This window comes from Calothrix anomala FACHB-343, assembly GCF_014696435.1.
GTDB lineage: Bacteria > Cyanobacteriota > Cyanobacteriia > Cyanobacteriales > Nostocaceae > Aulosira > Aulosira anomala_A.
The window spans coordinates 1-21,048 of record NZ_JACJQG010000085.1 but is presented as its reverse complement, the minus strand read 5'-3'; the positions used below and the strand labels follow the sequence as shown (position 1 = coordinate 21,048).

General features: G+C 34.7%; 21 protein-coding genes and 1 pseudogene. 9 read left to right on the top strand and 13 right to left on the bottom strand.

The features are described 5' to 3' along the window. Positions 1 to 17: 17 nt before the first annotated feature. The 10 genes from H6G08_RS32420 to H6G08_RS32375 form a co-directional block, all read right to left on the bottom strand. On the bottom strand, positions 18 to 3,071 hold the full coding sequence (locus H6G08_RS32420) for a hypothetical protein (RefSeq protein WP_190550701.1): 3,054 nt from the start codon (positions 3,069 to 3,071) through the stop codon (positions 18 to 20). Between the two features lies 1 nt (position 3,072). Beyond that, a complete protein-coding gene (locus H6G08_RS32415) occupies positions 3,073 to 3,723 on the bottom strand; it encodes a phage adaptor protein (protein ID WP_190550699.1) in 651 nt (216 codons plus the stop codon). 64 nt (positions 3,724 to 3,787) lie between these two features. Beyond that, positions 3,788 to 4,861 carry a phage capsid protein gene (locus H6G08_RS32410; RefSeq protein ID WP_190550697.1) on the bottom strand — a complete coding sequence of 358 codons (1,074 nt, stop codon included), beginning with the start codon at positions 4,859 to 4,861 and terminating at the stop codon, positions 3,788 to 3,790. Between the two features lie 47 nt (positions 4,862 to 4,908). Next, on the bottom strand, positions 4,909 to 5,580 hold the full coding sequence (locus H6G08_RS32405) for a hypothetical protein (RefSeq protein ID WP_190550695.1): 672 nt from the start codon (positions 5,578 to 5,580) through the stop codon (positions 4,909 to 4,911). Next, on the bottom strand, positions 5,540 to 7,525 hold the full coding sequence (locus tag H6G08_RS32400; protein ID WP_190550693.1) for a portal protein: 1,986 nt from the start codon (positions 7,523 to 7,525) through the stop codon (positions 5,540 to 5,542). The genes H6G08_RS32405 and H6G08_RS32400 overlap by 41 nt, the downstream gene beginning before the upstream one ends. Before the next feature lie 33 nt (positions 7,526 to 7,558). Further along, positions 7,559 to 9,256, bottom strand: coding sequence for a hypothetical protein (locus tag H6G08_RS32395; protein WP_190550691.1), 1,698 nt, complete (start codon positions 9,254 to 9,256; stop codon positions 7,559 to 7,561). Positions 9,257 to 9,268: 12 nt separating this feature from the next. Continuing rightward, positions 9,269 to 9,496, bottom strand: coding sequence for a hypothetical protein (locus H6G08_RS32390; protein WP_190550689.1), 228 nt, complete (start codon positions 9,494 to 9,496; stop codon positions 9,269 to 9,271). 47 nt (positions 9,497 to 9,543) lie between these two features. Next, positions 9,544 to 10,065: a hypothetical protein gene (locus tag H6G08_RS32385; RefSeq protein ID WP_190550687.1), complete on the bottom strand. Its 522-nt coding sequence runs from the start codon at positions 10,063 to 10,065 to the stop codon at positions 9,544 to 9,546. After that, positions 10,052 to 10,297, bottom strand: a complete 246-nt coding sequence (locus tag H6G08_RS32380; RefSeq protein WP_190550685.1) for a hypothetical protein — start codon at positions 10,295 to 10,297, stop codon at positions 10,052 to 10,054. The genes H6G08_RS32385 and H6G08_RS32380 overlap by 14 nt, the downstream gene beginning before the upstream one ends. Continuing rightward, positions 10,287 to 10,625 (bottom strand): hypothetical protein, encoded by a 339-nt coding sequence (locus H6G08_RS32375; protein WP_190550683.1) that lies wholly within the window; start codon positions 10,623 to 10,625, stop codon positions 10,287 to 10,289. Before H6G08_RS32375 ends, H6G08_RS32380 begins: the two co-directional genes overlap by 11 nt. Before the next feature lie 654 nt (positions 10,626 to 11,279). Here H6G08_RS32375 and H6G08_RS32370 point away from each other — a divergent pair. The 8 genes from H6G08_RS32370 (at position 11,280) to H6G08_RS32335 (ending at position 17,696) form a co-directional block, all read left to right on the top strand. Beyond that, on the top strand, positions 11,280 to 12,032 hold the full coding sequence (locus tag H6G08_RS32370; protein ID WP_190550681.1) for a DnaJ domain-containing protein: 753 nt from the start codon (positions 11,280 to 11,282) through the stop codon (positions 12,030 to 12,032). Positions 12,033 to 12,205: 173 nt separating this feature from the next. Then, positions 12,206 to 13,351: a hypothetical protein gene (locus H6G08_RS32365; RefSeq protein ID WP_190550679.1), complete on the top strand. Its 1,146-nt coding sequence runs from the start codon at positions 12,206 to 12,208 to the stop codon at positions 13,349 to 13,351. Between the two features lie 67 nt (positions 13,352 to 13,418). Next, positions 13,419 to 13,964, top strand: a complete 546-nt coding sequence (locus H6G08_RS32360; protein WP_190550677.1) for a hypothetical protein — start codon at positions 13,419 to 13,421, stop codon at positions 13,962 to 13,964. A 105-nt stretch (positions 13,965 to 14,069) separates the two neighbouring features. Then, positions 14,070 to 14,648 carry a hypothetical protein gene (locus H6G08_RS32355; RefSeq protein WP_190550675.1) on the top strand — a complete coding sequence of 193 codons (579 nt, stop codon included), beginning with the start codon at positions 14,070 to 14,072 and terminating at the stop codon, positions 14,646 to 14,648. Between the two features lie 12 nt (positions 14,649 to 14,660). After that, positions 14,661 to 15,296 carry a hypothetical protein gene (locus tag H6G08_RS32350; protein WP_190550673.1) on the top strand — a complete coding sequence of 212 codons (636 nt, stop codon included), beginning with the start codon at positions 14,661 to 14,663 and terminating at the stop codon, positions 15,294 to 15,296. Next, positions 15,263 to 15,802: a hypothetical protein gene (locus H6G08_RS32345; RefSeq protein WP_190550671.1), complete on the top strand. Its 540-nt coding sequence runs from the start codon at positions 15,263 to 15,265 to the stop codon at positions 15,800 to 15,802. The genes H6G08_RS32350 and H6G08_RS32345 overlap by 34 nt, the downstream gene beginning before the upstream one ends. A 74-nt stretch (positions 15,803 to 15,876) precedes the next feature. Further along, positions 15,877 to 16,029 (top strand): hypothetical protein, encoded by a 153-nt coding sequence (locus tag H6G08_RS32340; protein ID WP_190550669.1) that lies wholly within the window; start codon positions 15,877 to 15,879, stop codon positions 16,027 to 16,029. A 224-nt stretch (positions 16,030 to 16,253) separates the two neighbouring features. Then, positions 16,254 to 17,696: a DNA polymerase family A protein gene (locus H6G08_RS32335; RefSeq protein ID WP_190550667.1), complete on the top strand. Its 1,443-nt coding sequence runs from the start codon at positions 16,254 to 16,256 to the stop codon at positions 17,694 to 17,696. Between the two features lie 307 nt (positions 17,697 to 18,003). Here H6G08_RS32335 and H6G08_RS38765 read toward each other — a convergent pair whose 3' ends face one another. Both H6G08_RS38765 and H6G08_RS32325 read right to left on the bottom strand, forming a co-directional pair. Next, positions 18,004 to 18,375: a Nif11-like leader peptide family natural product precursor gene (locus H6G08_RS38765; protein ID WP_190550666.1), complete on the bottom strand. Its 372-nt coding sequence runs from the start codon at positions 18,373 to 18,375 to the stop codon at positions 18,004 to 18,006. 97 nt (positions 18,376 to 18,472) lie between these two features. Continuing rightward, the gene (locus tag H6G08_RS32325) at positions 18,473 to 18,772 is read right to left on the bottom strand and encodes a hypothetical protein (RefSeq protein WP_190550664.1); all 300 of its coding nucleotides are present in this window, start codon (positions 18,770 to 18,772) and stop codon (positions 18,473 to 18,475) included. A gap of 315 nt (positions 18,773 to 19,087) precedes the next feature. Between H6G08_RS32325 and H6G08_RS32320 the strand changes: the two genes are divergently transcribed. Continuing rightward, positions 19,088 to 19,345 carry a hypothetical protein gene (locus tag H6G08_RS32320; protein ID WP_190550662.1) on the top strand — a complete coding sequence of 86 codons (258 nt, stop codon included), beginning with the start codon at positions 19,088 to 19,090 and terminating at the stop codon, positions 19,343 to 19,345. A 965-nt stretch (positions 19,346 to 20,310) separates the two neighbouring features. Here the strand turns inward: H6G08_RS32320 and H6G08_RS32315 are convergent. Next, positions 20,311 to 20,937: pseudogene (locus tag H6G08_RS32315) on the bottom strand (WD40 repeat domain-containing protein); the annotation flags it as partial. Between the last annotated feature and the right edge of the window lie 111 nt (positions 20,938 to 21,048).

The following is a 21,048-nucleotide window of genomic DNA, read 5'->3' as shown; positions in this document are numbered from 1 at the left end:
CTATTTAATTCCTTTAATTAATATTTTGATGTCCATCTACGACCTTTCATCTTTGCTACTATCTGGTAGCCTGAAAGCTTAAAGAATTCCTCTGAATAATTCCATACCATTATTTGATAAGAGACTCCTATACCAGTAATAGGGAACTTAAGTATTTGATAAGGTATTGCTTGGTCTGTAGGAGTAGTTATATCAAATACAGCATCATCCCAATAAATATCTCTAAAGCCAAATATGTCATAGGAGGTAGAGCCATCTAATTGGTTGTTATAAGTGACAGTTAGGTTGGCATTAATAGGAAGAACATATCTCTCTGTAATAGTATTACTATCTTGTCCATTTATTGCTGAAGCTGCATCATAAACTAATATACCCTCTCTGTTATCAAAGAAGAGATAAGCGTGTTGTGTACGTTTTAGGTTAGCCATGTTATTCCATAGGAAGGTAGGAGTAGCATAAGCTGTAAGGTAAACATTTCCATACACAACTTGGTCACCATTATTAATAGATAAGGTGAATGAATTATTACTAGGAGTAGGTGACTCTATCTTTAGGTTATTTACATAAACTACAAGATGGCTTTTAGGTATCTGACCACCTAGATAAATACTAAGTACTGTGTTATCTGGTAGGGGTTTAAGCAGATAAATATAACCGCTTTCTTCCTTTAGATAGTCAGTCTTCCATACTAGAGTTTTAGCTTCAGTAGTAGGTAGAGTTGCTATCACAGTTAAGTCTTCTACCTCTGTTATAGGGAAAGTGGTAAAGGCATTTACTTGGTTAGTTAGAGCATAATTAGCTCCATATCTTCTCTGGTTATATGAGACTGTATGAGTAACTGAGGGTCTAGGAGTACAGTAATAACTAGTACCATTATGTATCTTCTGTTGAACGAAGTCTAAATAATAGACATCGTTAAACCTTAACAGAATAAAGTCTTGTGGTACTCTACTGTTATTCCTAATAGAACAACATACACAACCAAACTGAGTTCCTTTAGTTCTATCTACATACTCAGAAGCAGACCAGATATTAAAACCAGTAGGAGTATTAAACTCAGTCCATGACTCTCTAAATGTGTTGTAGACGTATAAGTATCTAGTTGTATATATCTCAGATGGGGCAGGATAACCTACATAAACTAACCTATTAGATGAGTCATATCTAACCCAGGGTAATTCCTCATAAAGCGGGTCTTTAGTTAAACCAAACTTATCTCTTATCTTTATACTTCTTTCTCTTACTTGATACTCACCATTTTCTACTAGAGGTGTTAGGTCATATAAACCTGTATCAGATAAGTAGAGAACGGAGAAGTCGGTTCTAGCCCAACAGTTAGCATTTACTATCCCAGTATTAGATACAAAGTTAACAAACCTAGATGAAGGTGATAGGGGTTGGTTACCTCCTGTAAGTCTAAAGCAAGCATATCTAGTAAGTACAAATAAAGAAGCTTGCCATTCAACTAATGCCACTACTCTATCATCTGGTCTGCTATTAATTACTACATCAAATGCATCTGTAATTAATTGAGAGTCATCAGTAATAGAGAATGACATATAGTACTTAGAAGGTACTACAGAGTCATCAATATTAGAGAATAAAATAGTTAAGGGTCTATGAGTAAACCCACTGAATACTAGTCTGTTCTGGTAGATAGAAACTACAGAAGGATAAAACCCATTATTATAGTCTGCTGTATTACCTAACCCATAAACCATTACATAGGAACCATCATTGTAATTGAATAGAGTATTAACAGCAGATGATCCTATATGTTTTATTTGGTTATTAGCAACTTCTATAGTAGATGTTGCAGCTATACCTAAGTTATATGCCTCAAAGGTAATACCATGTACTAGAGATGAGTTAGATGTTCCTAGAGTACCTGTATCATCATTAAAAGCGTAACAACTTCCATATACTGCATCACTAGGATCAGAGGAGGAATACACAACACTGCTCTTAGAGTTATCTACATAAACATCAAAGTATTGTGCTTGTAAGGCAGTATTATTATTAAACTTACAGTCTCTTCTTCTATTGATATAAACAGTTGATGCATCACTAGGAGACTGAAGAGCACCAAATGTTAGGTAATAAGGGGAAGGGTTAACTTGGTTATTAGTGTTGTAAACATAAATAGAACCATCACCAAATGCAAATTCATCTGCTGTTGATGGTTGCCTAGTAGATGACTTAGTATAAGCAGCACCTACAGCTCTTTTACTATTCTTATAAGGAATAAGATTATATTCCCCTGCTTGTATTCTTCTATTACTTAAGTCAGTAATTAATGAGTCAGGTACTTTAACATTCTGATCAGTGGCAGTAGAGTTAAACCTACTAGTTGACTTAAAGAACCTATCACCTTTCCATGCTTGAGCCTCAGCCCACCATTGCCAGGTAATAAGAACAATATCAATAACGTCCCCATTAACTGTATTAGGTAGGTTAGATAGAGTAAGAGTACCTGAGGAGTAAGAGAATGTAACACCTGTTGCTTTTACTCTATTAACAAACACTAGGCAGTTAGATGAGGAGGCATTAATAAACCTAGCGGCATTAGTAAAAGCTATAGATGTGCTAGTTGATGTTTGTATAGCTTGCTGTTCTGTAAATAATAACTGTACTGGTTTATTGACTCCAGTACACATAATAAGTCTAGGTTCTACTTCACTAGTAGATGTAGTGGATGGTTTAATATCCTTAGCTGAGTTATCCCATACATTAGCTTTAGTCATTACTAAGCTAACTACATCGTTAAGTACCTCAAATAATAAGAGGTCTGTACCTCTCTTACATACAACTAAGTTGTAATTTAAGCCTGTAGTAAAACCAGTAATGTAATTACCATAACTCTCTACTACTGACCTATAGAGTAGTCTTGTACCTTTTCTCTTATGAACATTACCTGATATATCTACTATAGTGTTTAAGAGATAAGGACTATCTTCATAAGGGGTATTAAGAGGTGATGCAGTAGTATTTAGTCCACCAAAGTTCTGGGACTGAATACTCTGCTCCTGAGCTTGCTCATTAGTATTTATATTTCTCTCAAAGCTATCCATATTAACCCCTTAGTCTAAACATATTGACTTGTCTGTGAGACTGACCTCTTTCCCTTGCTCTTACTTTATTTAGTAAAATGTCATACTGTTTTGCCCATAGTTGAGCTGCCTGAGCATCATCTAAATGAGACACAGCCAGGTAATGACAAGCTCTAAATACTAGTAGGGGTAATAGTCTTTCAGGTATAGGAATAAGGTCTGTCTCTGATACAGGAGCAGTTAATTCTCTAGTCACATAAAAGCGATACTTACTCTGCTCTTCTGGTGTGTTTGGATAAGGGTTAATTCTTACCTTGTTATAGGTAGAGTAAGTATAAAACTGAGGATATCCTGTTAAGAGAGGTCGTCTATCAAATGATATGGGATCAATATAAACAAGCTCCCTATAGCCTTCAGAGGAAGAACCATAAGACACAGAATGTATTCTTTGAGTCTCACCTAGTTCTGCAGTTTCATTAGCCCAGCTAAGAGCTAATATAGAGTCTTTAGTCCACTCCCAGTCATGTGCAGATGCAATATCTAGTAAGGAGTCCTTAAGAGCTTCCTGTGCCTTTCTAGCTATTGCTGTATTAAGGGATGTAACTCTTCTCTCCCCTATATTCTCTATTACTTTATTTAAAATTTGTATATGTGTAGTATTGCTATATTCCATAAAAAATAAGGCTTCTGATATTACTACCAGTAGCCTTATTAAAGTTATTGAATTAAGTTAATTATTAACTAATAGCGGGGAGAACAGCATTGGTATGCAGGATAACTGCATTACCAGGCCTATACAACTTAGCTCCATAAAGCTGAGTGTTAACTAAAACATCAGACTGAAGTTGTATTTCCCTACCACTTTCTACTTTAGGTTCCATTTGTTTAGCTAGTACAGCCCAGTCTCTTTGGCAGAGAATAGCAGTATGAACTTGAGCAGCAGCACCAGTGTTAGAACCAGTAAATGCTGTAGGTAGAGTTGACCAAGTATCTTGAGTAGGTAGGAATGGAGAACCTGTTACACCTGGAGAAGGCACAATATTACCATCACCATTGCTATAAGTAGTAGTACCATTCTGTCCAATTTGAGAAGTCATAATTACAGGTACACCAAAGATAGTACCTACTACTCCACTAACTACAGGCATACCCTTAGAGTAGTCCATAGAGATGAACTTATCTACTGCTAAGAGTTGGTTGTATTGGGTAGGAGATACAAGTAGAACTCTATCTTCTTCAGGTACATCTGCTCTATCTAGAATTACTTTAGCTGTTAGTAAAGCTTGGTAGTTAAGAGGAGCACTATTACCAGATAGAGTACCATCAGCAGTGTTATAGATAACTTGAGACTGAGAGTTATAACCTTGAAGAGCAGCACGTAGAGCTAGAACATCTGCATCTAGACCTCTAGCTAGAGCATAACCAGCTTCTCTTGTGTACTCAGAACGTAGTTCATAAGCAGCTTGAACTCCTACGATGTCTTCAATAGTAAAAGAACTTTCTTTATATTTATCTATATCTATAAACCAGTCAGACTCCTGCCTGCTTTGTAAGGTTACTGGGGTCTCAGGTAACTTGTCATAAACAGCAGCTCTACCAATATTAGGGATGTGGAAGCGATCACCTTTCTTCCCACTAACAGGAAGCATCTTTACATACTTAGAAGCAACAAGCTTTTGATCTAAAGCTCTTTTTACTTCACCAGTCCAGACTTCAGGTATAAAAGCATCTGCACGGGTTTTAGTTACAGCAGAACCTCTAAGCTGCCCTTGCAGGTTATAGGTTGAGTTATTAGTATTTGAAAAAGGCATATATGTTTATATAATTATTTAGCTATATAAAAGTTAAAAAAATAAAGTTAGTTATTAGAAACTAACCCGTTAGCATATGCATACATAATTTTGTTTGCATTTTGTCTATATTCAGAGTCACTCATCTTGTCAATTTGTGACTTAGAGAATAAGTATTTAGTATTACTACCTGGAGTAGTTCTTCTTCCTCTATCTAATTGAGGTACTGAACTTACTTGTCTTTCTTGTTCTAGCTTTGCCCAAATGAGTTTAGCCCCTTCAGGGTTATCTAATTGGGCTTGTAGTTGAGGAGGATATTTAACAAACCTTTCTCTTATTAATTCAAGTCTCTGAGTTACTTCTTTATCATCAACTCCCCATTCTTGTTTAAGGGTATTTAATTGGGAATTAACTGTTTGCTGTTGTTTAAAAGCTTGTAACTCTTGAACCATATTTACAGCTTCTTTAAAGTCAACTCCTGCATATTGTTTAAACTGTTCATTAAACTGTTTAAATTCAGGAGTACTGTATTGAGGAGGTTCATTAACATTATTAATTTCCTGAGGTAGGTCTAAATAAGATAAGTCTTGAGGTTGTTCATCAATGTAATTATCTTCTTGAAGGTCTTCAACAGGTTCAATATCTGGTGAATATAGAGTAGCTCTAGAGGGTTCTAGTGGTCTAACTACCTGTGTTTCTTCAGTAGGTAATTGGTTGTCCTGGGTTAATTGGTTGCTCATTGTTATTTAGTTGTGAAGTATCTATACCATAGGTATTTTGTAAGAATGACTGACCCCCATCGGCTGCCATATTAGCTAAGTAAGCTTGTTTAAGTGGTTCTCCACCTATTTGAGCTAGCTGCTCTTCTATTGAAGTAGGGGCAGAAGGTTGTTGACTCATTTGAGATGGATCTGTCATCTCAGGTGTTTGTGGTTGTTCTTGAACTTTAATGTAGCTATCAGGATCATCAAACCCAAAGTGTTGAACAATGTCATACAGAAGGTTATCAAAGTCTATTCTCTGTGCCATTTGAGGTATTTGAGAGACTAGCTGAATAAAGTCCATTCTGTCTTTGAGGTATTTAGTACTATCAGTAACGTGGTCTGCACCTATTGGCCTGAGGGTAAAGTCATAGGCTAATTGGTTAGCACCTACTTTGAAATAATTAAATTCACCAGGTTTCATGCCTGATACTCTAACTATCTCTGGCTCCTTAACAAACTGTTGGAGAGAGCGATAGACTCTTTTTAATATTTCTATTAATGATGTAGCTTCTATATGTTTATGAAGGTTAGAGAGTCTATTACCACCAGCATCCCTAACTGCTTGTATCTCTGCTGCTGTTACTCTCTCACCTGACCTAGCAGCATTAGCAGAAATTAAGTTACCTGTGCCTGAGTTCTTATCAATAGACTGCTCTAATACTGATGCTTCTTGATAGGAGACTACAAAGTCTCTACCACCTCTTTGAATAGGCATTAGGTCATTATGATCTTCTACTAGGAATACTTTACCTGGCTCAGTCCAAACATCTTCAGGTCTTATTACTGAGTCTTGTTTAAGTGTCCACATTTCATCTACTGCTAATTCAAGGTTATCTAGCCTTTGGTTAGTAATAGAATTAAGTTGATGAATGAGGCCTAATGAGGGTTGAAGAACTCCAATTGAATAAGGAGTATGTCTAGTTTCAAAGCATGAACCAATAACAAAAGGTTTACCACCCCAGTAAGGGTTAGGTTCAAACCTAACTAATGTATCACCAATTACAGTAGCACACACATCATGATAAGAAATACCATCAACGTGTATGTCTCCCCAGAATTCAATAACCTCAATATTGTCATGGAAACTATATTCATGAGGTGTATCTACTCCTTGAAACCTTTTAAGGGTATCTTTTCTAGTTTGAGGATCTATATCACCATAAGGAGATAAACAGCAAATATCATAGGGAGTTATATCAGAGTAATAACCTTGTTGAATGCATTGAATTACTTCTGCTCTACTCTTGACTATTCTCCTAATAAAGTCTCCTTCATTAGGGGCAGGAGATATTGGATCTATGTAACAGTCAAATATATCTAGAGTTTCAAAGTCAGGTCTATTTTGTATGACCCTAGTTTCTTCTACTACTGTCCACTTCTCTTCATTAGGATACTCAACCTTAACATTCTTCTTATGGGGTCTTGCTTCATATCTCCAAGGAAGAGCTAATATACTAGTACCTGTTATTAATAACTGCCTGAGAAAGGTATTAAAGTGAGTAGTAAACTTGGCTTCCCATAACTTATTACTCATATACTTTCTAACTATGCGAGCTAGTTGAGCATAACCAGAAGTAGCGGGAATTAAATTAAACCAGTCATTATTAGGGAATAAGGCACCCATTAAATAACCATGTACTGTTTCTACTACCTCAAATGCCTTACCTGTATTTAACCTATGTCTCCAGTCAATATTAGTAATACCTACTGAGTTAATTACTTGCTGTCTTTGATAGGAGACAGCTTGAGGACTACCAACATAAAGAGACCACGCTTCCATCCATACATCCTCTATATTCTTTCTAGAGGTAGAGAAGGAAGTATATCTGGAGTTAACATACTCAGCTATAGACTCACCTAAGTTAATAGGTAATTCCTCTCCTGTTTTAGTAGTTATAAAGTTTTTAGAATTAATATTCATTTAATTAATAAATTTATTTATAAGTTAAGTAACTTATCTAACTCCTCCCCATCTGCTATTAACAGCTAAACGGGGTCTAGGAAGTTTATTTCTATTTGGATAATTAACTGTAGGATGTGCAAACCTATAAAGCATGGAGATAGTATCTAGGAAGTCATCCTTACCTCTTACAGAAGGGAATGCTTCAAACTCTGCTGCTATTATTTCATTAGGTGCTAAATAGTCACTAAGGTAAAGCTGACTATTATGCAATAAGGGCTGAATGCAGGTTTCTATACGAGTCTTCTTCTCACCCTGCATCCTAAATTCTTTAATAACAATAGTCTTCTTCTTAGCTCTAAAGTGTTGTCTAATAGTTTCAGGTAATGCTGCACCTACACCATTTACTTCTAGGTAAATTGAGAATAACTTCCACTTATTACATAAATTAAATATATGTTCTGTAGTCTCAGAAGGGGTATACCTTCCTATCTTGGCATCAAGAATATAAACATTTAAGTTTTCATCAATTCCACCTACAGTAATTGAGGTGTTATCAGCAGTATTTCTCTGTGATATAGCTGGGTCTATTACTAAATAAGGTCTTATTCTTCTTGGTTTGATCTCACCAGTAAAATTAATATGAACTAAGTTATCAACTATAGAAACATTATTAGTATAAAAGTACTTGATAAGATCTCTATTAAGCGATCGCTCAGACTCTTCTAGTACTTTATTAAGGTATTGGCTAGACCATCTTCTAGTTGTTAAGCGCTTCTTAAGTCTTGCAACTACTAAGTCATTAAACTTCTCAGGCCATATATAACCATTAGAGTTATCTAGACCATTAACATATATATTTCTCTTAAAGAACTTATATTCAAGATCCTTAAGGTTTTGCTCGAGGTATTCATAGTAGTCACCTTTGGTGTATCTAGTACCTAAGATAACTACCTCATCACCTACATACTCTGTATACTTCTTCCTAGCAACTTGACCATAAGTGACTTCTCTAGACTGGTTAAGGACACTTTCCATATCCTGTGCCCATTCATATAAGGCATCCATTTTAGGTAGAGTGGAGGTATTAGAGAAGTCAACAATGTCATCAAGTATAAGTAAGTCGTAGTGATGACCAGTAGTTCTAGTGCCTGCAGATGTAGCTAGTACAGTTGGCTCTTTATGCTTCTCTGTTCTAATTACTTGGATAGCTGTAGTAGTCCACTTAAGCTTTCTATCTAATGCTTCTGTATCACTAGTGGCTTTAGTTCTTCTAGAGTTTCTACCCATTCCATCTAATTGAGGAATAAGTCTGCCATGAATGTGAGGTCTTGCATTCCATATACTAGTTTGAAGTTCTGGGTCTTCTAGATATTGTCTAAGCTCTCTAATGAAAGCTTCAGATAATTCTTTAAGGTTTGTACCAAAGAGAATTCTGATATTAGGGTTGCGGTATATTCTCCATAGAACATAAAGTACAGAGCATACAGTAGACTTTAAATGTCCTCTAGGCATTTGCACTAAACGTCTATTGTTATAAACCTTTCCACTCTTACAGACTTTAGAAGTTTGGGGAGAGGTTATAAAGCCAGCTAACTTCTTATGAATAATGCTAAATGCTTGAGAACCTCCTTTAAAATTAATAATGTCTGCAAAAGTCCATATATCTTCAAGAGCTTTTACTTTCTTTAAATGGAATTCAAGATGTTTAGGTTTTACCTCACTAGTATTATTAGTATTAACTGGCTTCATAACCTTCACTAATTAAGGTGTAAAGGTTAAGTTATATGCTTGGTCTGCTCTGCGAATACGTTGAGCTAGCAAACGAATATTAGCATCAGTTCTATAACCAGAGTTAAGAGTAACTGTAGTAGTTCCATCAGCACTAGAAGCTGTAATAGCTCCAGACTCAAAACCACCAAAGGAACCATTAGATGCAATAGTAGGAGCTGCTGAACCTTCATTCATTAAGGCAAATTCAGCATTAGTCATTGTGACTGTTATTGAGGGAAATGTTACTGCCATATTAAAAAATTAAATTATCTTCTTAGTAATGAATAAGATGAGTCTTTTCTATTGATATTGGTTCTAGGGGAACCCTTTAGAGAAGACGTATTATTTATGTAGCTGTTTGATAACACATTATCTTGTAACAAGGATAAGAACTTATTACTGTTATCTTTCTGTGTATTATCAGCTAGCATAGAGTTTTTATAAGCTTGCTCTTGCTGTATCTTTGTTTGTTGAGCTTGAGCATCTGTCATAGCTTTTAACTGGTTAGCTTGTTGTTGTTTAGCTGTTTGTTCAGCTAGTAACTGAGCTTCCATTTGTTTTCTTAGGGAGTCATAATACTCTTGCTGTTGTGTTAGCTGAGAGGATAACAAACCAGTCTGTTTGTTATAAGCTTCTTGTAGTGAACTTAGTTGTTGATCGTATTGTTGTTTATATGCAGCTTGCTGTTGTTGTAAGGCTAATGCTGCTGCCTCTTGTTGTCTCCTAGCTGCTTCAATATCAGCAGAAGGTTGAGGCACATAAACTACTTGGGGACTACTTCTTCCCATTTGCACTTTTCTCCATTCTCTTTTGAGTAGAAACTAAAGCACCTTTCTTAGATCCTTCTAGTCTTTTTCTATCTCTCTCTTTCATAGCTATCTGTTTAGCTAGGGCTATAGAGGCATCTAAGTCTTGCTTCTGGGACTTAAGTAGCTCACTATTAGGATCAGGTATTAAAGCCTTCTCAAAACCTTCTTCTCCTCCATAGAAGCTCATTAGGATATCAAAATTACTTTCCATTGCGTTTACTTAACTCTTTATTCATTTCTTTGATATCTATACGTAGCTCATTAACTGTATCTGTTAATGCCTGCACCTTTTGCTGGAGAACACTTACATTTTCTACTTTTGCTTCTAATGCAGATAGTTTCTGTACCTTCTCTTCTAATACAGCTATCTTTTGTTGGTTAACAATAGTGGTGCTAATAAAGCCTGTTAATAGACCAACTACACCTATTCCTACACCTAACCAATTAGACCAGTTAATAGTTGGTTTATCATCATCTATTTCTTTTATATATTGGTGGGACACGGTTCCATTTAAACTTTCTTTTGTATTGGTATTCATAATTTAAACTTAGTATTTATGTTTGTTTTTAAGACTAAAGGCATAAACCTTTATGTTCAAATTTATATTAAGTAAGTAACCTGTTCTGTAAAAGAGAACTCGTCAGATATATATAAATTTCATGCTAATTCTTCTACGAAGAATGAGTAGAAGCTGCTCATAAATTCGCAGAATTTCATGCTCCCATCATCGACGGGAGTTGATGCACGTATTTTGTAGGTGCTTATATAACTTAATACATATTAGTTATCCCCCTTATTAATTAACTTATAGGCAGGCTGAGGGGGCTTTTTAGGGGGCCCAATTGGGTCAGTATTTTTGACCGCATCTACAAAATTTGATACATTATAATTATAGAAATTAAGGAAATAAAGATAACAATAAATACATAAAACTTTGACCGCATCTAAGTATTTTGATAAAAGTAAATTATAGAAAATTGAATAGTTTCAAAAAGCCTAAACCGTAGAACCTTCCAAGGAGTGACACCTAGTCATACTAACCAGGAGGTGAGGCTCGGAGCTCTGAAGTGGGGGCCTGGATAAAACCTATGAGTCCTCCTCACCTAGTGACAGTAGGTGATAGCGCGTAGGGGTGGATGAGAAACAGACTGCTTTATATATAAATGAACAAGGAGATAAGGATATTAAAACTATGAAAACTAAAACTAAGGAAACGACTATGAAGACTACTAAGACTAATAAGACTGCTAACAATAAAACTATGAAGACTAAGACTATGAAAACTAAGACCGCTAAGACTGAGATGAAGATGAAAGAGTTAAAAGAGTACGTTCTCCAGTACTCCTCTAAGGACAACGTTAGAGCTCAATTTGGAGACTTGCGTAAGAAGTCAACTTGGCAAGCTGCTATGTCTCATATTAAAAGTATGAGTACCACTAGTTCCCATGTGGTAGATGAGGTATTGAGTATAGTTCTATATACAGGTGAGAAAAAGGTAGAGAATAAGAAGGTAGAAGTTAAGAAGACAGATAAGAAGGAAGATATTAGTAAGATAAAAAGAGAGATATATAAGTTATTTAAAGTGAAGAGTACTAAACAGTTGAGAGAGAATAAGAGGTTTAAAATGGCAGTTGATGGACTAGATATTAACTTAAGGGATAATGAAAGTTGGAAGGTAATTTATAGAAGATATATAGGTATAGTGCCAGGTGAAGAGAATGCAGAAGGATATGGAGTTATTAATGGTGTAGATATATTTAAGTACAGTTATATGTGGCAGGTACTTGGGTTAGATGGTAATACAGCTAAAGTTGAAGATATTAAGAGGGAGTATAGAAAGTTATGTAAGATATATCATCCAGATGTTCCAGGTACAGGTGATGCGAGGATATTTGATAGGTTAACAATATTTTATGAGTCATTAATTGCTGTAGGTGAATTTTAATAAGGTAATATATGAGGCTGAATAAAGATGAGGGAAGGGGCTTACTGTCGGGCCCCTTTTCTCTTGACAACGTCTAATTGAAAACTATAAGTATACAACGTCTAATTATTTCTATATATTAAAAACATAGGTGAATAACCTATCTATAAAATACTAAAACTAAAACTAAAACTATGAAAAACATTAAAGAAAAAGTATTAGCTCAACTCTCCAAAGAAGAAGTCAAAGAATTGTTTGGAGATCTCAGAAAGAATATTACCTGGGAGAAAGCATATGAAAGCTTACAGGTAGTGTCGATAGTTAAATATGAAAGAAGAATACCTAAGCTAGATATGCTAAATATCTTTGAAGATATCTATGAAATAAATGAACTTAAGAAGGAATATAGAAGACTATCTAATATATATCACCCTGATGTTCCAGGTACAGGTGATGCAGGAATATTTATTAAGATAAATGAGGCATATGAAGATACTCTTAACTTTATAGAGAAAGGTTATACAAGTATCTATGAAGAGTTTGCAGATATTGTATATGAATATTGTTCTTATGACCCTTATGAAGAAGAGTCTGAGGATGAGGAAGATATAGCTATCAGAGAACTAAATAGAATACTTGATGAAGATGTATTTGGAAGTGTAGATGATGAATATATTAGGGAGTTATTAAGCAAGCTTAAAGATGAATATTATATAGGGGTCTGTTGGAAAGCATACTATGAACTTAGAGAAGAGTATCCATTAGAAGTAAAAGATATAGAACTTGACAATGTAAGTATAAATAATAACACTAAAATAGAAGTATGTGGAATATACATACAAAACCCCTGGGAAATTGAAATGCAATATGAAAATGAAAGTATATATATAGACAATGAGTGTACTGAATATGTAGATAAAGTACTATACTTACCTATGAGTCTAAGTACAAAAGAGGGGGATATAGGTATAGAAATAGACTGGTTTAATGATGCCATATTACCCTTTCAATACAACTACTCTGAAAGTATCCAAACAGAAGCCTCTAATGAAGCTATAGAGGAGCATATAACCTACTCTGACATAGATACTGACCAACCTACTAAGGAGGCTTATATAGAGCCTTCTGAAGGGGTAAATGAGCAACAACCTGGTCACCAAATAGTTATGGAATACTTAATAGTATGTCTTGTCATTGGAATAGAGGCTATCTATGGGCTACTCAACCCTCTCTATAAGAAACTTAGAGACTACTACGATAAAAGTGATAGATGTAAGTCTATTAGGCAGAAGGTAGAGTCTATTAGGGATAAGGTTAAGAAGTATATATCATTTATATAAATGAGGGGGCTTTTTAAGTTCCCTCATTTAGGGGGTTACTTATAAGACTAATTAATAGGAATAGCATATGAATAAACAGCTAATTAAAAAGCTAGACAAACTATATTTAAGTAGTGGTAATGCTTATCTACCTAATAAACATAAAGATAAGAGCAGACATAAGGGTTTAGGTAGGGGTACATTACTTCCTGATCTTACTAATGAATTAATTAGGTTTGTAGACTATGTGGAAGGGGTGTATTACCTATTTAGTAGTGAAGGTAAAGCTATTGAAGAAGTGCCCGACTATATTTTCTATCAAGATAGGACAGGTAAGTTAATTAATGTGGTCACTTCTTATGACTTTCTAGATACAGATAAGTTAATAAGAGTTGAGTGCTGGGAAGAGGTATTACCTAGTGTTGAACTTAGTTATAGGTATAGAGGGGAAGATATATATCCTATTGAATATGATGAAGATAATTATGGGGCCGTTTATATGTGCTCTATTGATGGTCTATTCTGGGTAGCTTATCAAAGTCACTGGAAAGTTAAGGATAGAGTCAGACGCTTTAGTGGTTATGACGATGCTCTTAGTTATTACTTCTTTCTAGTTGATGAATTAATAGACTAACTAAATATATAAAACCATTAATTGAGGGAGTATTAAGTCCTACTATACTCCCTCATTTTATTGCTTAAATAAAAACAACTTATAACAAATAGAAAGGTAATAGAAATGTACACTGAAACCTTAAAACCTAAGGAACAGTTTGTAAGTAGTAAACAATTTGGTTTACTTGCTGAGGAAGCAGTTAAGAAATGGCTTAATTTACTTGGTAGTAGAGTAATTGAGTCAACAGTAGAGGAGAATATAGAACAAGACATAGATATATATGTTAATGATATTCCTTGTTCTATTAAGGCAATTAGTCATAGCTATAGTAGGAAGAATAGACCTGGCTTTGAGTTATTAGTACTTGATGGGGGCAAATGGAAGACCTCCTGGTTTATAAATGGTAAGTCAACTAATTATTACTACATAAGTTTCAATGAAATATATGTAGAGCTGTGGGTAATTAATAAACCTAGAGTAGTTGAGCATGTAAAGAATAAAGGATGGGACTTTACTACTCAGTTAACTAAGGATATTAAAGAGAGTCAAAGGTATCACAGACATAAAGATACAGCTTTAGGTTTCTTAAACTTTGAAACTATTAAGGAACATAAGTTAGGTAAGAAGCTAGATGTTATTACCCTAACTGAGTACTGTTCTGTAGAGAATTTACTAGACTATCTAGATAAATATTACAAGTAAGGGTATTTAGTAATGATGAATGAATATAAATTAAATAAAATTCTTAAACCTAGAAAGTTAGATAAAGAATATACTCATAATAGACTGCCAGTATTAATAGAAGAGTATAGTAAAGACAGTAAAAAAAGAATAAGTGAAGAATACTTTACTTTATTATGTAATTTCCAGAACAAATTATTAAGAAAGTATTTTAAGGCAGAACAATTTACTGATAATGAGAAGACTGAGAGGGTGATAGATATAGTCACCCTATTTATACAATACAGTAGAGAATATTCTGATAGATCTGGCCCTTGGTTAATAGCTAAGTGGAGATATATACTGCCTGATGTATTATTCTACTTAACCTTAAGAGATAAATATAATATAAAAATAGAATATACAAATTTAAAAAATTTATTTAATGCTTCTGGTTTAGTTAGTCAATTAAGGCAGCTAGAAGTAATAAGTAAGGAGTTAAAAAGTACAGGGATACCAATTACTTATAACAATATAGAAGCTGTATGGTTGTCTAAAAGGAAAGGGACACCTAAGCCTAATACATTAAATACTTTTAGAGAATTTGTTAACCATTGGTCACAGTTATTAATAAATAAAAGAGAATTAGAGCAGTCATGGACAACATTACAAAGTATACAGCAGCTTTAATAATAAGTCAGCCTGATAAGAAGGATATTAAAGCAAAGCTAATAAGCTTATGGCAGAGATATGTCATGAGGGATAAGGGGTATAGATATACTCATACTGCCTTATGGTTTGATGGTGTTTATTATGAGTCTACCTTTAATGGATACTTTGTTAAGGAGGCTGATCAAGTTATATTACCAAGACTATTACAGACTGATGACTTTATATATTACTTTCATCCAAGTAAGGATATGGTTGATGGTTTCTATGAAAGGTTAGCTGAGTTTGAGAATAAAAAATTAGAGTGGAAGGAGTTTTATAGAATAGCTTTAGGTTTAGGTAATAAAGAACCTGTATGTACTCAATTTATTGCTAGACTTTGTAACTTAAACATTCAATTAGAGGGGTCTATAATGCCTTTAATAACCCCTTTAAACTTACTTAAGTATGTTATGTCATCTTACCAATTTGGAAGGCTTTATATCTCAAATTCAAGGGAGTTAGATGAATTTATATTACTTGTATAAATGAGAGATGCCTACCTTATACATATAAATTCTGTGTACTATATATACAGTTAATAATAAAGGAATTAATTTAAATGGGAACAATAATTAGCTTGGTAACTTTAGGTTTATTAATACACCAAGCAACACAATTAAATAATATGAAAGGAATTATTAAAGATACAGAGCATATTAGTAAAACCTTAGATGAGTTAGATGAGTTAGATAAAGAACAAGCCCCTGAATGAGGGGCTTTTTAATTAACATCATCTAATTAATTTGCTATCTTTAAATAAGAATGAAAAAAGGAAGGGTTAATTACTCCCTTCCTTAAAACTAAAACTATGAAAACATTAACGAAGAAATAAACAAGTCATACTTCCTATCTATTAATGCTTATTATTAATGTAACACATATTGATAGTAGGAGGTAGGCACCAATATCAAATTAATTTAAAGGCAGTATTGTGTTATGAAGAAAACCATTAACAAACAAATTAGAGATGCTATTAGTAATGAATATCCAGGTCTTGCTGATAATGAAGATCTATGGAGACTGTTAGCTTACATGGCATGGGGTATTAAAGAAGCTATTACTCTTAGACCTTTAGTAGATCAAGAGACATTAGCTAGAATAGAGCGTAAGTTACCTGCTTTATATGGTAATAATTACTGCGGACTAACACTATTAGAAAGAATGAGAGAGGTCTTAGGTGAAGAGTTTACCTGGACTGACTATGCCTTTACTGAGAGTAAAGCAAGAACTATTATATTTAAGTTTCCTCCTCATATTCAAGCTCTTATAGACACCGAGGTTTATAGTATGAGTGATGACAGAGTTTACATAGACACAGGTTTAAAGTACAGCAGAAGAAGTAAGGATAGAGATAAGTTGTTGATGGAACAGGAAGCGAGAATAACATTTAACTTTGCTGCTCCTGAAGCTAAACCTATATTGGAGTACATGAATGAGTTGCCAACTAATTTAGTTACCAAGTTGGTGTATGAGAAAGAGGGAGTTTATTCAGAGAATTGGAAGAATGCTCTAGCTTATGTAATGGATATAGATGATGAGCTTGTAAGAGAGAGTCAGCTAATTACACTACAGAATATTAGAGATGAACTAAAGGCTTACTATAAACCTAGCTGGCAAGGTAATACATCAAGAATATTCCCTGCTAACCTTAGTATCCCTATGTTAATGAAGGATGTTAGAAAGATATTAACTAAGGGTTGGTGGGAAATGGATCTGAATAATAGTCAACTATCTATTGTTGCAGTTCTATGGGATATACCTGAGGTGCAGGACTTTCTAGCAGCTAAGGGTAAAATATGGAATGAATTGTTTAAACACTTTGGAATGGATGCTGAAGACCTTAAGGTAAATAACAGGAAGTGGTATGAGGGAGCTAAAAGAGAAGTGTTTAAGGAGTCTTTGTATGGTCTCATATATGGAATGAGTATCAGTAACTTAGTTAAGAGAATGAATGCTAGCTTACAGAGATATGGAATTAAGGGAGATGCTAAACACTTTCTAAGTCATCCAATTATTAAAGCTTTGCATGAAGCTAGGAATAAAAAGATGAAAGAAATGTTAGCGAGTGGCAGTGTTAAGACTATCTTTGGTAAGGAAATTAAGGTGCCCGAAGGTAAGGCTAAGGAGAAGTTAAGAGCAATTAGAAGTATGCTAGCTCAAGAGGCCCAAGCTGTAGAGATGTACCTGTTACTGCCTGTTATAGAGCTAGCTAGTAAGACAGATGACTTCTTAATTACAGTGTGGCAACATGATGGGTTTAGTGTTAGCTTCAAACGTGAGGCTAGAAGAGAAAGAAACATTAGAAAGATACAGCAATTAGTACAAGAGAGAGCTGATCAACTAGGAATAATTACTTATCTAGAAGTAGAACAATTATAAAAGTGGACAGTTTTTGTACACTACCTCAAATGGCCAGGAGCTATACACAGTATGGTTCCTGGCCATTTTTTTATGTCTATATATACGTACCATGTAGGTTTAGTCCTTCCTCAACTTCTTCTTCTCCCTAATTCTCCTACACCTACCTCTCCTCTCTCACTCACTCTCCTAAACTTAACCATATTTACTTATTGGTAAACTAAGGGGCTAAAAAAAAAAAAAACTCACTTAATATCCTGTATACCTATTATGCGATCGCTCCTATTCCTTCTCTTACAAAATAAGGAGTAATTCAAAGTACAGTTTATTAACTAATGTATTTGTAAAGATGTATAAGTAATTTTAAAATGTAAGGACATATTATAATAATGAAGCATATAAATATATTCACAAGAAAAGAATAAGGGTTGTTGTTAATTAAATTATCGAGCGCTTTCAATAAATAAAGCGTAACCATAAGAGGAGAAAAAGCATTATAACAAGTAAAGAAAAAGTCTATGCGCCAGTCTTCCTTTTCCTTGTGTCCAGTTAAGTCACTAAACTCTTCCTCACTAAAGTTATACCCCATCTTTTTAGCTAACTTAACTATCTTACTCACTGGCATATGTCTGGTTTTATTAGCTAGCTTGTCATTATATTTCATTAAGCTAATAAACTTTAATACATTCTCTTTAGACATAAGAAGCAACTCTAATTCTTATTCTTTCCTAACTTAGCTTAATAATTTCTGATAACAGGATATTTACTTATTCTGTTTATCTACATATGACTACTAGTTATTCAACTTCTACTGCCAGCCACATTAAAGCGAATAGTATAGAGCCACCTATAGTTAATTTCTTAACCCAGCCTACTGGGGTACATAAAGTTACATAAACAGTACAGTCTAGTAAGACATCTTTTAGTCCTATTAAAGGAATAGCAAATATTACCACTGTGTATAACACTTGGTAAAAGATCATTGAAGTAATAGTAATTATTAATAAGTCACAGACTATTGCAAGAAGTACTATATCCTTACAAGCTTGTGGTAAGAATTCTCTTATTATGTCTGCTCTGACTTTACGTTGAGTCATATAATTTCATTTTATTATTACCTAATACATCTTAAGTAATAACAAACTGTCATGACCTCATGATAATTACTGTGCCCATGAATTAAATATTATAGGTTTAAGTAATTGTACCAAGAGTAATAAATAAAAAACCAAGGAGGTTTAATTCCCTGGTTTATTTGTAGATGTTTAGTTTTACACATACCCCCTCAAAGTAGAAACAACCGAACCCTTAGGTACGGTAATTACTAAATGTCAAATTTAAATTCTCATCTCTAGGATGGGAAACATGACTAACTCATAGTCATATCAACTATATATAAGGAGTAAATAACTATGGAATTCACACTAAATGTTCCTACAACTTTTGTTAGGTTTTCTATATCAATTAACGATGATCCTAATAGAAAGTTAGATATTAATGTAGGTTTTCCTGAAGAGAATACTGCAATTGACTATGCTATTTCTAATGCAGATGGTTTTCTTTCTAGTATTCAAGGTGCAATATCTAAAGAAGAGTTTGATACTTTAAAAGAAAATATTTATTCTATTTTCTTTAATGAGGAGGAGGAAGAAGATAAACCTTTTAATTAATATTTGAATATCTCTTTAGATATTAATTAATTAGATAGGTAGTGTTAGTAAACTATACACTACCTATATACCTTTACACTTTGTTAAATGACTTATTACTTAGATCTATGAAGCTAAATGGGTTAAAATTCTAGTAGCCAGTTGAGTAGCTAAATTGGTTAATAGCTTATTTTATAGAGACTGAAACCCTTATTATTACGTTATAGTTTACCCTCAGTTATCCTTTGCAGACCTCTGCCTTACCACTTGGCTATGCCGCCAGTACTAACTTTTTATTTATTTTACCTTACTTTTAGCTTTTTAGTAGCCAACAAAGTAGCCACTAGGGCAAAGGAGTAACTATATTAGCATAACTCAACTAGCTCACTTTTGATCGCTATCCGTACAAAAATTTATTGATCGCGCTTGACATACTGTGCCTTTACCCATAAGCTTGCCGCTACTGGAACCATAACTTTGCCGTCAACAACACTAGAACCCTCATTCTTGCATCAGCTAATTTTGGATGCAATCGACATTTTGGAACCATAACCTTGCCACTAGTCCAAATTGGAAGGATAAGCTTGCCGCGAGTCCAATCAAGCAAAGAAAGCAGGAAAGCGCCGGATTTTTTTAAAATGGAGCAGAAGCGGTTCATGCTGGTATGGGATAGGGACTTTCAGCTATCCATCTTTTCTGAGTAACTACTGGAGTATTAGAAGATCCTCCTAACCAGTGAGAATATTGCGAACAATAACCTAAACTGTATTGCCAGTTTAACCAGAGTAGTTGGCGATCGCAGTGCCATCGCTAGCAAGTTTTCGCTCGTATCAACCCCACTCAACTCAATGCCGGGGGCTTCGGATTATAGAGATAGGCGGATCGCAATTTGCCAATTTTTACATCAATCGATACGCGATGCGACTTGGGGATGGGTAATTGTCCGAATTGAATTGGTGGCAGATCCGTGTTTCTTGAAAGTTATCTCATTTATTCGGACAAATCTCCTGGCGCAACTTATCGCGGGTGGCGAGATAATCGTTTAAATAGTTGCAGCCCTGTGCTAGTAAATCATCTAAATCCAAACTCCATAATTTTATGGTTTTGTCGTCACTAGCAGAAGCTAAGGTTTTGCCGTCGGGACTAAATACGACGCTGTTGACTGAACCTTGATGTCCAGTCAGGGAGGTAATTTCTTTTCTCGTCTCTACATCCCACAATTTTATGGTGTTGTCTGAACTAGCAGAAGCTAAGGTTTTGCCGTCGGGACTAAACACAACGCTACTAACTATATATTGATGCCCAGTTAGAGAGGTAATTTCTTTTCCTGTCTTTAGATTCCACAATTTTATGGTGCTGTCCCCACTCGCAGAAGCTAAAGTTTTGCCGTCAGGACTAAACACGACGCTGCTGACCCAACCTCGATGTCCAGTCAGGGAGGTAATTTCTTTTCTCGTCCTCACATCCCACAATTTTATGGTCTTGTCCCAACTTGCAGAAGCTAAGGTTTTGCCGTCGGGACTAAATACGACTCTGCTAACTATGTATTGATGTCCAGTTAGGGAGGTAATTTCTTTTCTCGTCTCTACATCCCACAATTTTATGGTCTTGTCATAAGGGACTTCCAGAGAATAAAATATACAGTAATTAAAATGATAATCATTTTAAGTGTGAGAAAGCAGTTGCCGATAACAATCGCTTTCTCACCCCAATAAATTGTTAAT